The organism is Amycolatopsis sp. cmx-4-83, from assembly GCF_046548815.1.
Taxonomy (GTDB): domain Bacteria; phylum Actinomycetota; class Actinomycetes; order Mycobacteriales; family Pseudonocardiaceae; genus Amycolatopsis; species Amycolatopsis pretoriensis_A.
On record NZ_JAEBEF010000019.1, the window covers coordinates 56,688 to 70,512 of the forward strand.

At 72.9% G+C, this 13,825-nt stretch carries 12 protein-coding genes; 10 read left to right on the plus strand and 2 right to left on the minus strand.

Annotation, left to right across the window (positions count from 1 at the left end; all coding sequences use genetic code 11):
* The first annotated feature begins 122 nt into the window (after positions 1 to 122).
* From ACLJQM_RS43165 to ACLJQM_RS43195, 7 genes are all read left to right on the plus strand, one after another.
* Positions 123 to 2,354, plus strand: a complete 2,232-nt coding sequence (locus ACLJQM_RS43165; RefSeq protein ID WP_247012527.1) for a bifunctional SulP family inorganic anion transporter/carbonic anhydrase — start codon at positions 123 to 125, stop codon at positions 2,352 to 2,354.
* Positions 2,355 to 2,571: 217 nt separating this feature from the next.
* Positions 2,572 to 4,749, plus strand: a complete 2,178-nt coding sequence (locus ACLJQM_RS43170; protein ID WP_360766269.1) for a bifunctional SulP family inorganic anion transporter/carbonic anhydrase — start codon at positions 2,572 to 2,574, stop codon at positions 4,747 to 4,749.
* Between the two features lie 179 nt (positions 4,750 to 4,928).
* Positions 4,929 to 5,651 (plus strand): dethiobiotin synthase, encoded by a 723-nt coding sequence (gene bioD / locus ACLJQM_RS43175; protein WP_360766272.1) that lies wholly within the window; start codon positions 4,929 to 4,931, stop codon positions 5,649 to 5,651.
* Positions 5,652 to 5,723: 72 nt separating this feature from the next.
* Positions 5,724 to 6,737: a biotin synthase BioB gene (gene bioB / locus ACLJQM_RS43180; protein WP_410636086.1), complete on the plus strand. Its 1,014-nt coding sequence runs from the start codon at positions 5,724 to 5,726 to the stop codon at positions 6,735 to 6,737.
* The gene (locus tag ACLJQM_RS43185) at positions 6,724 to 6,930 is read left to right on the plus strand and encodes a hypothetical protein (RefSeq protein WP_360766274.1); all 207 of its coding nucleotides are present in this window, start codon (positions 6,724 to 6,726) and stop codon (positions 6,928 to 6,930) included. The genes bioB and ACLJQM_RS43185 overlap by 14 nt, the downstream gene beginning before the upstream one ends.
* Before the next feature lie 123 nt (positions 6,931 to 7,053).
* Entirely contained in the window at positions 7,054 to 7,650 is a 597-nt protein-coding gene (locus tag ACLJQM_RS43190) for a DUF2567 domain-containing protein (RefSeq protein ID WP_247012519.1), read from the plus strand.
* Positions 7,651 to 7,696: 46 nt separating this feature from the next.
* Positions 7,697 to 8,725 carry a M48 family metallopeptidase gene (locus tag ACLJQM_RS43195; RefSeq protein WP_247012516.1) on the plus strand — a complete coding sequence of 343 codons (1,029 nt, stop codon included), beginning with the start codon at positions 7,697 to 7,699 and terminating at the stop codon, positions 8,723 to 8,725.
* Positions 8,726 to 8,731: 6 nt separating this feature from the next.
* Here the strand turns inward: ACLJQM_RS43195 and ACLJQM_RS43200 are convergent, their stop codons facing one another.
* Positions 8,732 to 9,448 (minus strand): LON peptidase substrate-binding domain-containing protein, encoded by a 717-nt coding sequence (locus tag ACLJQM_RS43200; RefSeq protein ID WP_410636087.1) that lies wholly within the window; start codon positions 9,446 to 9,448, stop codon positions 8,732 to 8,734.
* A 40-nt stretch (positions 9,449 to 9,488) separates the two neighbouring features.
* Complete coding sequence (locus tag ACLJQM_RS43205) at positions 9,489 to 10,121, minus strand: NUDIX hydrolase (RefSeq protein WP_410636088.1); 633 nt, start codon at positions 10,119 to 10,121, stop codon at positions 9,489 to 9,491.
* A gap of 111 nt (positions 10,122 to 10,232) precedes the next feature.
* Here ACLJQM_RS43205 and nadA point away from each other — a divergent pair, with 111 nt between their 5' ends.
* From nadA to nadC, 3 genes are read left to right on the plus strand one after another with little or no spacing between them, the layout of a single operon-like run.
* Positions 10,233 to 11,246 (plus strand): quinolinate synthase NadA, encoded by a 1,014-nt coding sequence (gene nadA / locus ACLJQM_RS43210; RefSeq protein WP_247012510.1) that lies wholly within the window; start codon positions 10,233 to 10,235, stop codon positions 11,244 to 11,246.
* The gene (locus ACLJQM_RS43215; protein ID WP_410636089.1) at positions 11,243 to 12,886 is read left to right on the plus strand and encodes an L-aspartate oxidase; all 1,644 of its coding nucleotides are present in this window, start codon (positions 11,243 to 11,245) and stop codon (positions 12,884 to 12,886) included. Before nadA ends, ACLJQM_RS43215 begins: the two co-directional genes overlap by 4 nt.
* Positions 12,883 to 13,776, plus strand: a complete 894-nt coding sequence (gene nadC, locus ACLJQM_RS43220) for a carboxylating nicotinate-nucleotide diphosphorylase (RefSeq protein ID WP_410636090.1) — start codon at positions 12,883 to 12,885, stop codon at positions 13,774 to 13,776. Before ACLJQM_RS43215 ends, nadC begins: the two co-directional genes overlap by 4 nt.
* Positions 13,777 to 13,825: the final 49 nt, after the last annotated feature.

The following is a 13,825-nucleotide window of genomic DNA, read 5'->3' on the forward strand; positions in this document are numbered from 1 at the left end:
CGGAGGTTGCCGGGACGCGGTTCGCCTGAAAGATCCGCCGGCGCGAACCGATCCGTACCGGAGCAAACGCGAGAAATGCTTGCGTAGCAGACATTTCGCCTGGTTTCGGCGATCCTGCCCCCATGATCGAGATCGTTCGTGGCGAACACGACACCGGCCCCCCGAAGCACCCCCACCACCGGGAGAACCTCAAGCACGACCTCCTCGCGTCGATCGTCGTCTTCCTCGTCGCCGTCCCCCTGTCCCTCGGCGTGGCCTTCGCCGCCGGGGCGCCGCTGCTCTCCGGCCTCGTCTCCGCCGTCGTCGGCGGGCTGGTCGCGAGCCTCTTCGGCGGGTCGCCGCTGCAGGTCAGCGGGCCGTCCGCCGCCCTCACCGTGGTGCTGGCCGACACGATCGCCACCCACGGCTGGCCCGTCACCTGCGCGATCACCGTCGCCGCCGGGCTGCTCCAGATCCTCTTCGGGCTGACCCGGCTCGCCCGGGCCGCGCTCGCCGTCTCGCCCGCCATCGTGCACGGGCTGCTCGCGGGCATCGGGGTCACGCTCGTGCTCGGGCAGCTGCACGTCGTGCTCGGCGGGACGGCGCAGGGCTCCGCGCTCGCCAACGTCGTCGCGCTGCCGCGGCAGATCGCCGCGCACCACGACCAGGCCGTGCTGATCGGGGTCGTCACCCTCGCCGTGCTGGTCGCCTGGCCGCGGCTGCCCTCGGTCGTCCGCCGGGTGCCCGCGCCGCTGGCCGCCGTCACGCTCGCCACCGGGCTGTCCGTCCTGACCGGCATGTCGCTGCCCCGCGTCGACCTCCCGGCCGGGCTGCCCGCGCTGCACGTCGTGCCGCGGCTGCCGGAGGGCGGCTGGGGCGGGTTCGCGCTCGCCGCGCTTACCATCGCGCTCATCGCCGGCCTGGAGAGCCTGCTGTCCGCCGTCTCGGTCGACAAGCTCCGCGGCGGCCCGCGCACCGACCTCGACCGCGAGCTCATCGGCCAGGGCGCGGCGAACGTCGCCGCCGGCGCGCTCGGCGGGTTCCCGGTCACCGGCGTCATCGTGCGCAGCATGACCAACTACGAGGCGGGCGCGCGCACCCGGCTGTCGGCGATCCTGCACTGCGTCTGGATCCTCGCGGCCTGCCTGGCGCTCACCGGGGTGCTGCGGCTGATCCCGCTGGCCGCGCTCGCCGCGCTGCTGGTGTACGTCGGGGCGAAGCTCGTGAACCTCAACGGGCTCAAGGAAGTCCGCCGCCACGGCGACCTGCCGGTGTACGTCGTCACGCTCGCCGGCGCGGTGGCCGTCAACCTGCTCACCGGCGTCGCGGCGGGGATCCTGCTCGCGCTCGCGATGATGCTGCGGCGGATGCTCTTCTCCGGGATCCACGTCGAGAAGGACGGCGAACGCCACCGCGTCGTCGTCGAAGGCGCGCTGACGTTCCTGTCCGTGCCGCGGCTGACCCGGGTGCTCGCCGAGGTGCCGCCGCACGCCGAAGTCCGGCTGGAGCTGCTCGTCGACTACCTCGACCACGCCGCGTTCGACTGCCTGCGCGGCTGGCAGCAGGCGCACGCCGGGGCGGTGACGGTCGACGAGATCGGGCACCCGTGGTTCGCGCGCGGGAGCTCGGACGCGCCGACCGTGCGCCGCAGCGTCGCCGCGCGGGTCGTGCCGCGGTGGCTCGCGCCGTGGTCGGAGTGGCAGGCCGAGCACGTCGTGCTGCCCGCCCAGCGCACGGCGAGCTCGCTGCTCTGCCGCGGCGCTTCGGAGTTCCAGCGCCGCACCGCGCCGCTGCTGCGCGACACGTGGAGCGGCCTGGCGCACGGCCAGCAGCCGCACACGCTGTTCATCACCTGCGGCGACGCGCGGATCGTGCCCAACCTGATCACCACCAGCGGGCCGGGCGACCTGTTCACCGTCCGGAACATCGGCAACCTGGTGCCCCCGCCGGACGGCGACGACTCGTCGGTCGGCGCGGCGATCGAGTACGCGGTCGGCGTGCTGGGCGTGGCCGAGATCGTGGTGTGCGGCCATTCCGGCTGCGGCGCGATGAAGGCGCTGCTCGGCCAGGCCCCGGCCGGGCTCGAGCAGCTCGGCAGCTGGCTCCGCCACGGCGAAGCGACGTTGCGACGCCGAAGCCGCGAAGCGCCGTTGCTGCTCGGCGGGGAGCGGCCGGCCGCCGAGGCCGACCAGCTCGCGCTGCAGAACGTGGTGCAGCAGCTGGAGATCCTGCGCGCCTACCCGGTGGTGGCGGCCGCCCTCGAGCGCGGCGCGCTCCGGCTCACCGGCATGTACTTCGACGTCGGCGCGGCGCAAGTGTCCCTTTTGGACGACGCGGCCCGCGGCTTCGTCCCGGCGGGTGCGCTGGAGCACTGACCCGGACGGCCCTCGGTGTGGCGCCGGGCCCGGCCGGCGTCACATCCGAGGCCGTGAAACCCTTGTGTAGTACGGAATTCAACTGTCACCTGACAGGCCCGTGCTTGTGAACGGCTTGTTAACGACTTGTCCGGTATGTGACATTCGAGCTAAATACCGCCATTTATTCACCCGATCGAGTGGTGCATAGCGGACATTTCACTCGTTTTCCGGTTGCATGGCGATCATGAGACCCCTCGCCGTGCTCCGCCACGACCTGCCGGCCTCACTGGTCGTCTTCCTCGTCGCAGTACCCCTGTCCCTGGGCATCGCCCTCGCTTCGGGCGCGCCGGTCGCCGCCGGGCTCGTCGCCGCCGTCGTCGGTGGCGTCGTCGCCGGCGCGCTCGGCGGCTCCGCGCTGCAAGTGAGCGGGCCCGCCGCCGGCCTGACCGTCGTCATGGCCGAAACCATCCAGACGTTCGGGTGGGTCGTCACCTGCGCGATCACCGTCGCCGCCGGCGCGTGCCAGATCCTGCTCGGGCTGAGCCGCATCGCGCGCGCCGCGCTGGCCATCTCGCCGGCGATCGTGCACGGCATGCTGGCCGGCATCGGCGTCACGATCGTGCTCGGCCAGCTCCACGTCGTCCTCGGCGGCAAGGCGCAGAGCTCGGCGGTGGAGAACATCGCCGAGCTGCCCGGCCAGATCGTCGCCCACCACGACTCCGCCGCCGTGATCGGCCTGCTCACCATCGCCATCCTGCTCGTCTGGCCGAAGCTGCCCGCCGCCGTCCGCAAGGTGCCGGGGCCGCTCGCCGCGATCGCGGCCGCCACCGTCGTGTCGGTCGTGCTCGGCATGACGCTGCCCCGCGTCGAGCTCCCCGGCGACTTGCTGGACGTCCACCTCGTCCCGCAGCTGCCCGACGGCGGGTGGGGCGGGTTCGCCCTCGCCGTCGTCACGATCGCGCTGATCGCCAGCGTCGAAAGCCTGCTTTCGGCCGTGGCGGTGGACAAGATGCACACCGGGCGGCGCGCCAACCTCGACCGCGAGCTGGTCGGCCAGGGCGCGGCCAACATGCTCTCCGGCGCGCTCGGCGGCCTGCCGGTCACCGGCGTCATCGTCCGCAGCTCCACCAACGTCACCGCCGGGGCCAAGACCCGCGCGTCGGCGGTGCTGCACGGCGTCTGGGTGCTGCTGTTCGTCGTCCTGCTCGCCGGGCTGATCCAGAGCATCCCGCTGGCCGCGCTGGCCGGGCTGCTGGTGCACGTCGGCGCGAAGCTGGTCAACCCCGGCCACATCAGGACCGTCCTCGCGCACGGCGACCTGCCCGTGTACCTGCTGACGCTGGCCGGCGTCGTGGTGTTCGACCTGCTCACCGGCGTGCTCGCCGGCATCGGGCTGGCCCTGGTCCTGATGCTGCGCCGGACGCTCTGGTCGGGCATCCACGTCGAACAGGAAGGCGACGCCTGGCGCGTCGTCGTCGAAGGTGTCCTGACGTTCCTGTCGGTGCCGCGGCTGTCGAAGGTGCTCGGGACCATCCCGGCCGGCGTGCCGGTGCGGCTCGAACTGGTCGTCGACTACCTCGACCACGCCGCGTTCGAAAGCCTCACGACCTGGCAGCAGGCGCACGAGAACGCCGGCGGCACGGTCGAGGTCGACGAGGTCGGCCACCCGTGGTTCGGCGAGGGCAAGGCGGGCCGCCCGACGCGGTCGCGGCTGCACGCCAGCCGGGCGGTGCCGCGCTGGCTCGCGCCCTGGTCGGCGTGGCAGGCCACCGAAGGCATCCCGACGCAGCAGACCCGCAACGGCGCCACCGAGTTCCACCGCCGGGCCGCGCCGCTGCTCAAGGACACGCTGTCCGGGCTCGCGGACGGCCAGCGCCCGCGCACGCTGTTCATCACCTGCGGCGACTCCCGGATCGTGCCGAACCTGATCACCACCAGCGGCCCGGGCGACCTGTTCACCATCCGCAACATCGGCAACCTCGTCCCGGCCGGGCAGGCCGACCCGTCGATGAACGCGTCGATCGAGTACGCGGTCGGTGTGCTGGGCGTCGAAGAGATCGTCGTGTGCGGCCACTCGGGTTGCGGGGCGATGGCGGCGCTCGCCGACGGTCCGCCGCCGGGCCCGCTGTCGGTCTGGCTCCGCCACGCGGAGCCGAGCGCCCACCGCCTCGGCTCGGCCACGCTGGACGGCGCGGTCCCGGAGCGCGAAGGCGACCGGCTGGCCCTGCACAACGTGCTCCAGCAGCTGGAACACCTGCGCGAGTACCCGTCGGTGGCCGCGGCCGAGGGCGCCGGGAAGCTGCAGCTGACCGGGATGTACTTCGCGGTCGGGACGGCGCAGGTCCACCTGTTCGACGCGAAGGAGCGGACGTTCCGGCCGGCCGGGGCGCCGGTGGCGGTGCCGGGAGCCTGACCCCCGCACGCGGGCCGTGCCCACCCGGGCACGGCCCGGGCACCGGTCCGGTGAAAGGGTCGTTCATGGCGTCGGACGACGTGAACGACCCTTTCACGACGTCGCGGCCCGGCGCTGTGAGCGCCCGAGCACGGCCCGCGTGTGCGCACCCCGACCCCGGGTCACTAAGTTGATGGTCCGTGACCATGCTGGTGATGACGGGGACCGGGACCGGGGTCGGCAAGACGATCACCACGGCGGCGATCGCCGCCCTGGCGGCGGACGGTGGGCAGCGGGTCGCGGTGCTGAAACCGGCGCAGACCGGGGTGCGGCCCGACGAACCCGGTGACCTCGCCGACGTCCGGCGGCTGGCCGGCGACGTCACGACCCTCGAACTGCGCCGCTACCCGGACCCGCTGTCACCCGAGGCCGCCGCGCGCCGCAGTGGCCTGCCGACGCTCGATCCCGGGGAGATCGCGCGGGCGGCGTCGGAGCTGGACACCGGGCACGACCTCACCCTGATCGAAGGCGCGGGCGGCCTGCTGGTGCGCTTCGACGCCACCGGGGCCAGCCTCGCCGACGTCGCCTGGTCGCTCGGCTCGCTCGTCATCGTCGTGGCCGAAGCCGGGCTCGGCACGCTCAACGCGACCGCGCTCACCGCCGAAGTCGCCACCAAGCGCGGCCTGACCGTCGCCGGTGTGATCATCGGCTCCTGGCCGGCCGAGCCGGACCTCGCGGCGCTGTCCAACCTCGAAGACCTGCCGGTGGCGGCCGGGGCGCCGCTGCTCGGCGTGCTGCCCGAAGGGCTCGGCGAAGCGTCACGGGACGAGTTCCTCACCGCGGCCAGGGGCGGGCTCTCGCCGTGGTTCGGCGGCGAGTTCGACCCCGAGCTGTTCGCCGGGTGCGCTTCGGCGGGGAAGTGACCTGCGTCGCTGTCGCCCGAGGGGCCCGTCAGGCACGATGAGGGACGCTTCCGTCACGACCAAGGAGACGCCTTGACCGCAGTTCCGGACACCGACGTCCTCGCCCACGCCCGTGAACTCGTCCTCGAAACCGGCGCCGGCCTGGGGGAAGCCGAGGTCCTCGAGGTGCTGCGGCTGCCCGACGACCGGCTGCCCGACCTGCTCGCGCTCGCGCACGAAGTGCGGATGCGCTGGTGCGGGCCCGAGGTGGAGGTCGAAGGCATCATCAGCCTGAAGACCGGCGGCTGCCCGGAGGACTGCCACTTCTGCTCGCAGTCCGGCCGCTTCCCGACGCCGGTGCGCTCGGCGTGGCTCGACATCCCGAACCTGGTCAAGGCCGCCCGGCAGACCGCCGAGACCGGCGCGACGGAGTTCTGCATCGTCGCCGCTGTCCGCGGCCCGGACAAGCGGCTGCTTTCGCAGGTCGGCGAAGGCGTGAAGGCCATCCGCGAGGACGGCAACGACATCCAGATCGCCTGCTCGCTCGGCATGCTCACCCAGGAGCAGGTCGACGAGCTCGTCGAGATGGGCGTGCACCGCTACAACCACAACCTCGAGACGGCGCGCTCGCACTTCCCCGCGGTGGTCACCACGCACACGTGGGAGGAGCGCTGGGACACGCTGCGGATGGTGGCCGAGGCGGGCATGGAGGTCTGCTGCGGCGGCATCATCGGCATGGGGGAGACGGTCGAGCAGCGCGCGGAGTTCGCGGTGCAGCTGGCCGAGCTGAACCCGCACGAGGTGCCGATGAACTTCCTCATCCCGCAGCCCGGCACGCCGTACGAGAACTACGAGATCGTCGAGGGCAAGGACGCCCTGCGGACGGTGGCGGCGTTCCGGCTCGCGATGCCGCGCACGATGCTGCGCTTCGCCGGCGGCCGTGAGCTGACGCTCGGCGACCTCGGCGCGGAGCAGGGCATGCTCGGCGGCGTCAACGCGATCATCGTCGGCAACTACCTGACCAACCTCGGGCGGCCGGCTTCGGCGGACCTCGAGATGCTCGACGAGCTCAAGATGCCCATCAAGGCGCTCAGTGACAGCCTCTGACGCCCCGGCCTTTTGCGTCCACTGTGGACAGGAGTCGCCGGGCGGGGCGGACCACCCGGCGTGCCACAACCCCCGCACGGTGCTGGAACCGCCGCGCTACTGCACGTTCTGCGCGCGGCGGCTGGTGGTCCAGGTGAGCCCGCTCGGCTGGACGGCGAAGTGCAGCAGGCACGGCGACACGGCCGGCGGCTGACGGTGGTTGCACGCTGACCGGTTACCCTCGGTCGCAACACGCACGCTTTTCGGGGGCTCCGGGTGGCGGAGCCCCCGGCCCGGGGCGCAGCCCCGGTTGGTGCAGTTGCAGGAGGGAGTCCGGGTGAGTGAGACGTCGGGGCCCGCGCACCGGCCGTCGGCCGTGGCCGGGCCGTGGTCGGTGCCCGTGCTGTTCCGGGAGCGGCGGCCGCGGGTGGTCGTCAAGGCCGACCTGCTGCCCGCGGTGAGCGTGTTCAGCACGGTGGGCCTGCTGAGCTTCCCGCTCGCCTTCGCGTGGTCCCGGCTCGCGCCGCCCGAGCGCGTCCGCATCATCGCCGCCGACGGCTCCCAAGGCGCGCTGGAGCTGGAGAGCTGGCACCGGTTCGACGACCTCGCGGTGTTCGGGCTGATGACGCTCGGGCTCGGGATCGTCGTGGGCGTCGTCAGCTGGCTGCTGCGCGAACGCCGCGGCCCGGTCGTCTTCCTGGCCGCCGTGCTCGGCGTGGCGCTCGCGGGCGTGCTCGCCATGCTGCTCGGCGTCACGTGGGCGAACAGCCACTACGCCATCACCGATCCACCCGCGCTCGGCTCGGTGATCGAGCTGGCGCCGCGGCTGGAGTCGTGGTGGGTGCTGCTGACCGGCCCGCTCGGCGTGTCGATCGCCTACAGCCTGCTGGCCACCTGGAACGGACGCGACGACCTGGGCCGCCGCCTGGGCTGAGCGGTTTGCCCTACTCTGGTGCCCTCACTCACAGGGGGTATCGGCAGTGACCGAAGACATCGAAGTTTCGCGGAGAGACGCCGTCCGGTTCCCGGGCATCAGCTCGCGCGCGTACGAGCACCCGGTGGACCGCGGCGCGCTCGCCACGCTGCGCGCGGTGCCCGGGTTCGCTCAGGTCGTCAAGGCCATCTCGGGGTTCTACAACGAACGCGGCGAGCGGCTGATGGCGCTCGCGTCGTCGATCCGCGTCGGGCCGAAGCAGTACCCGGAGCTCGAGCGGCTGCGCCACGAGTGCGCCGAGACGCTCGACCTGCCGTCGGTGCCGAACGTGTTCGTCTTCCAGGATCCGCGGGCGCGGGCCGAGACGGTCGGCATGGACGAGCCGTTCATCCGGCTCAGCACCGGGCTCGTCGAGCTGATGAGCCCCGATTCGCTGCGGTTCGTGCTCGGGCACGAGATGGGGCACGTGCTGTCCGGGCACGCGGTGTACCGCACGATCATGGTGCGCCTGGTCGCGCTGCAGCTGTCGATGTCGTGGACGCCGGTGAGCGCGCTCGGCATCCGGGCGGTCATCGCGGCGCTGCGCGAGTGGTTCCGCAAGGCCGAGCTGTCGTGCGACCGCGCCGGCCTGCTGTGCGGGCAGGACCCGACGGCGGCGTTGCGCGCCCAGATCCAGATCGCGGGCGGCATCGACCCGTCGCGCATCGACATCCCGTCGTTCCTGCAGCAGGCGGCGGAGTACGAGTCGGTCGAAGACCTCCGCGACAGCTTCCTCAAGCTCAAGTTCGTCGAGACGGAGTCGCACCCGTTCGCGGTGGTCCGCGCGGCGCAGCTGCAGCGGTGGGCGGCTTCGCCGGAGTACCGCGCGATCCTGGCCGGCGACTACCCGCGCCGCGACGACGACAAGCCGGCGTCGGACTGGAAGGACGACCTCAAGGCGGCCGCCCAGTCGTACAAGGAGTCGTGGAACTCCTCGGCCGACCCGCTGACGAAGGCGTTCAGCGACGCCGGCGAGGCGGTCTCGGGCGCGGCGGGCAAGGTGTGGAACAAGTTCGGGAACGGCAACGGTTCCTGAGCCGCGTCAGTTGAGGCTGGCCGGGCGGCTCAGATCGGTGAGTTCGCCCGGCGGCAGCGGCACCGCGCCGAGTGTGTTCAGGAAGCCCGTCTCCCGCGTCAGCAGGCGGCACGCGATGCGGAGCCGGCGCAGCGGGTGGCGTTCCTCCAGCAGGCGCTGACGGTCTTCCAGCGGTAGCAGGCAGTCCGCGGCCAGCACGTAGGCCAGCTCCTCGAGCGTCGTGTCCGGCTCCGGGCTGGTCCAGTCGTCGCTGCGCCACGCCGTTTCGCAGTAGCGCTGGTGGGCCGCGCGGGCGACCGTCGCCAGGCGCTCGGCCATGCCGCCGGACGGGGCCACCGGCTCGTCGTCGAGCCACTCCACCGACGCGATCAGGTACGGCGCCGACGTGCAGTCGAGGTCGGTCAGGCGGAAGCGGCGCTGGGCCTGGGTGACGACGTCGAAGCGGCCGTCCGGGAGGCGTTTCGCCTCGCGCAGGATCGTGCTGCAGCCGACCTCGTACAGCTGGTCCAGACCACGTACCTCGCGGGTCAGCGACGAGCGGAGCGCGACGACGCCGAACTCCCGGCCCGGGACCGTGCCGCTCACGAGGTCCGTCGTCAGCTGCCGGTAGCGCGGTTCGAAGATGTGCAACGGGAGCTTGGTGCCGGGCAGCAGAACGGTCTGCAAGGGGAACAACGGCAGCAAGGTCGTCGTCGCGTCGCTTTCCGATTCCGGCTCGGTCACGGGTCAACCGTAAGGGGAGAACGCTGCTCCCGCAGGATGGTCACCGGCTGGGCGGTCTGAACACGGCGAACGGGTCCGTGATCTGCATGCCCTTGCCGGCGAACGAGAAGAGGGCCGCCGGACGCCCGCCCGCGCGCCCGGGCGGGGCCGTGTGACCTGTGGGAACCAGCAATCCTCGCCGCGACAGCACCCGCTGCAGGTTGGTCGCGGAGACGCGGTAGCCGAGCGCCGCCGAATACAGGCCGCGCAGCGCGGAAATCGTGAACTCGTCGGGGGCCAGCGCGAACCCGAGGTTGGTGTAGGAGAGCTTCGAACGCAGCCGGTCGCGGGCGCGCAGCACGATCGACTCGTGGTCGAACGCCGTGCGCGGCAGCTTCGCGACGTCGTGCCACTCGGTGTCCTCGGGCACTTCGGGGTCGACGTCGGAGGGGACCAGCGCGAGGAACGCCGTCGCCACCACGCGCGGGCCGGGCACCCGGTGCGGGTCGCTGAACACCGCGAGCTGCTCGACGTGCTTCAGCTGGCGGACGTCGACCTTCTCCTTGAGCTGCCGCCGGACGGACGTCTCGACGTCCTCGTCGGGCCGCAGCCGGCCGCCCGGCAGCGAGCAGCGGCCGAGGTGCGGGTCGAGCGCGCGGCGCCACAGGAGGACCCGCAGTGTGTCCGAGCGCACTTGAAGGACCGCTCCCAAAACCTCGTGGGCGAGGGGGGCTTGGGTGTTAAGATGACTTCGCACGGTTTTCGATTGTAAGGCGAAAACCCGCGATCGGTCCAGGAGGGCCACATGACCACCACGTTGGTTCCGGAAGGCCTCACCCCGTTCGGCGGGGTCGAGGCGAACGCGGCCTGGGCGGAGGAGGTGCGGCGCCTGGCGAAGCAGCGCGATGCGGTCCTGCTCGCGCACAACTACCAGGTCCCCGAGATCCAGGACATCGCCGACCACACCGGCGACTCCCTCGCGCTCAGCCGCATCGCGGCGAGCAGCGACGCGTCCACCATCGTCTTCTGCGGCGTGCACTTCATGGCCGAGACCGCGAAGATCCTCGCCCCCGAGAAGACCGTCCTGATCCCCGACGCGCGGGCCGGCTGCTCGCTCGCCGACTCCATCACCGGCGCCGAACTGCGCGCCTGGAAGGCCGAGCACCCGGGCGCGGTGGTCGTCTCCTACGTCAACACCACGGCCGAGGTGAAGGCCGAAACGGACATCTGCTGCACGTCCTCGAACGCGGTCGACGTCGTCGCGTCCATCCCCGCTGACCAGGAAGTCCTCTTCCTGCCGGACCAGTTCCTCGGTGCCCACGTCAAGCGCGTGACCGGCCGGGAGAACATGCACATCTGGGCCGGGGAGTGCCACGTCCACGCCGGGATCAACGGCGCGGAGCTGGCCGAGCGGGCGGCCGAGGACCCGGAGGCGGACCTGTTCATCCACCCCGAGTGCGGCTGCGCGACCTCGGCGCTCTACCTGGCGGGCGAGGGTGCTGTGGCGCCGGAGCGGGTCAAGATCCTCTCCACCGGCGACATGGTCCACGAGGCCCGCGACACGAAGGCCAAGACGGTGCTGGTGGCCACCGAGATCGGCATGATCCACCAGCTGCGCAAGGCCGCGCCGGGCATCGACTTCCGCGCGGTGAACGACCGCGCGTCCTGCCGGTACATGAAGATGATCACCCCCGCCGCGCTGCTGCGCTGCCTGCGTGAGGGCCTCGACGAGGTCCACGTCGACCTCGAAACGGCGGCCCGCGCGAAGGCGTCGGTGCAGCGGATGATCGAGATCGGGCAGCCGGGCGGCGGCGAATGACGCCGCCGGTTAATGACCCCCAGGCGAAAACTCCGGTTTGGGAGGCCCGCGCGGATCTGGTCGTGGTCGGCAGCGGCGTCGCCGGGCTGACCGCGGCGCTGCGGGCGCAGGCGCTCGGGCTGCACGTCCTGGTGGTCACCAAGTCGGCGGTCACGGACGGCAACACGCGCTGGGCGCAGGGCGGCGTCGCCGTGGTCCTGGAGAACGAGCACGACCTCGACGACTCGGTCGCCAAGCACGCGGAGGACACCTTCGCCGCGGGCGCCGGCCTGGTCGACGAGGCCGCGGCCCGCTCGATCCTCGACGGCGGCCCGGCCGCGATCGCCCGGCTGCGGGCGGACGGCGCGGAGTTCGACGCCGCCGCCACCGGCCTGCTCGCGCGGACCCGCGAGGGCGGGCACAGCGCGTTCCGCGTGATCCACGCCGGCGGCGACGCGACCGGCGCCGAAGTCGAACGCGCCCTGGTCGCGCGAGCGGGGGAGGCGCGGGTGCCGGTGCTGGAGCACCACCTCGCCGTCGACGCCCTGCGCACGCCGGGCGGGCGGGTCGCCGGGGTCACGGTGCTCGACCGCAACGGGGTGCCGGGGGTGGTCCGCGCGTCGGCCGTGCTGCTGGCCAGCGGCGGGATCGGGCAGCTCTACCAGGCGACGTCGAACCCGGAGATCGCCACCGGCGACGGCCTCGCGCTCGCGCTGCGGGCCGGGGCGGCGGTGGCGGACATCGAGTTCGTCCAGTTCCACCCGACCGTCCTCTACACCCCGGGCGCGCGCGGGCGCTGCCCGCTGGTCACCGAGGCGGTCCGCGGCGAGGGCGCGACCCTGGTCGACGGCGCCGGCCTGCCGGTGATGCGCGGCGTGCACCCGCTCGGCGACCTCGCCCCGCGCGACGTCGTCTCGGCGGCGATCACGCGGCGGATGACGACGGCGCCCGGCGGCGTCGACGACCACGTCTTCCTCGACGCGACCTCGATCGCCGGGTTCGCGACCCGGTTCCCGACGGTGTTCGGGGCCTGCCGGGCGCTCGGGCTGGACCCCGCCGTCGACCCGATCCCGGTGACCCCGGCGGCGCACTTCTCGTGCGGCGGCGTGGTGACCACAGTGGATGGACGTTCGTCGGTGCCCGGCCTGTACGCCGCGGGCGAGGTGGCGCGGACCGGCCTGCACGGCGCGAACCGGCTGGCCTCCAACAGCTTGCTCGAAGGCCTGGTCGTCGGGCAGCGCGTCGCGGAGGCCGTCGCGGCGGACCTCGCGGCCGGGCTGCTGGCCGACCCGGCGCGCGGGCGGCTGCCGTCGTGGACCACCGCGCCCGCCGCCGAGCGCGACGCGCTGCAGCGGGTGATGAGCCGGTACGCAGCGATCGGCCGCGACGCCGACGGGCTCGCGGCCGCGGGGTCCGTGCTCGACCTGTCCACCCAGGACAGTCCGTTGTGGACGCACGCGGCGGTCGAAGACGCGGCGCTGACCGTGGTGGCGCAGGCGTTGCTCGCCGCGGCCGTCCGGCGCACCGAGTCGCGCGGCTGCCACGTGCGGTCCGACTTCCCGGACCCGGACGAGAACTGGCGGCGCAGCCAGCTCATCCGGCTCAGCCCGTCCGGCCAGCCGGTGCTGGCCGACCCGATCCGCCTGGAGGGCGTGGCATGACGTTCCCGATCTCCGAACCGGTCCTGCGCCTGATCGCCGCCTCGGGTCTCGACGTCGAAGACGTCAAGCGGGTGGTCACCACCGCGCTGGGCGAAGACCTGCGGTACGGGCCGGACGCGACGACCGCGTCGACGGTGCCCGCGTCCGCGACCGCGGTGGCGGAGCTGACCCCGCGCGTCGACGGCGTGGTCGCCGGGCTGCCGGTGGCGCTGGCCGTGTTCGACATGGTGCTCGGCGACGGCTACGAGGTGCTCGCCCGGCGCGAGGACGGCGACCGGCTGGTCGCGGGGGAGCCCGCGCTGGTCCTCGCCGGCCCGGTGCGCGGGCTGCTCACCGCCGAGCGCACGGCGCTGAACCTGCTCTGCCACCTCTCCGGCGTCGCCACCGCGACCGCCGCCTGGGTGTCCGAAGTGGACGGTACCGGGTGCGCGATCCGGGACTCCCGCAAGACGTTGCCGGGGCTGCGGCTGCTGCAGAAGTACGCCGTCCGCTGCGGTGGCGGGGTGAACCACCGGCTGGGCCTCGGCGACGCGGTGCTGATCAAGGACAACCACGTCGTCGCCGCGGGTTCGGTGACGGCGGCGCTGGCCGCGGCCCGCGCGCACGCGCCGGAACTGCCGTGCGAGGTCGAGGTCGACACGCTCGAACAGCTCGAGGAGGCGCTGGCCGCGGCGGCGGACGAGGTGCTGCTGGACAACTTCACGCCGGAGCGGTGCCGGCTCGCGGTCGCGCGCCGCGACGAGGTTTCCCCGAAGACGCGGCTGGAATCCTCTGGTGGGCTCACCATCGACCGTGGTAAAGCCTATGCCCGGTCCGGTGTGGACTACCTGTCGGTGGGCGGGCTGACGCACTCTTCACCCGCGTTGGATCTCGGCATGGACCTTCGCTGAGCGCGGGTTCCCGGGTAGACTGGCGGTGGCGGAAGTCCTTTTCCGCCAC

What these genes read in the sequence shown, in the direction of transcription:
- ACLJQM_RS43170 (WP_360766269.1), top strand. Translation starts at nt 2,572, where the DNA reads ATGGCGATCATGAGACCCCTCGCCGTGCTCCGCCACGACCTGCCGGCC.
- ACLJQM_RS43165 (WP_247012527.1), top strand. Translation starts at nt 123, where the DNA reads ATGATCGAGATCGTTCGTGGCGAACACGACACCGGCCCCCCGAAGCAC.
- ACLJQM_RS43215 (WP_410636089.1), top strand. Translation starts at nt 11,243, where the DNA reads ATGACGCCGCCGGTTAATGACCCCCAGGCGAAAACTCCGGTTTGGGAG.
- nadC (WP_410636090.1), top strand. Translation starts at nt 12,883, where the DNA reads ATGACGTTCCCGATCTCCGAACCGGTCCTGCGCCTGATCGCCGCCTCG.
- nadA (WP_247012510.1), top strand. Translation starts at nt 10,233, where the DNA reads ATGACCACCACGTTGGTTCCGGAAGGCCTCACCCCGTTCGGCGGGGTC.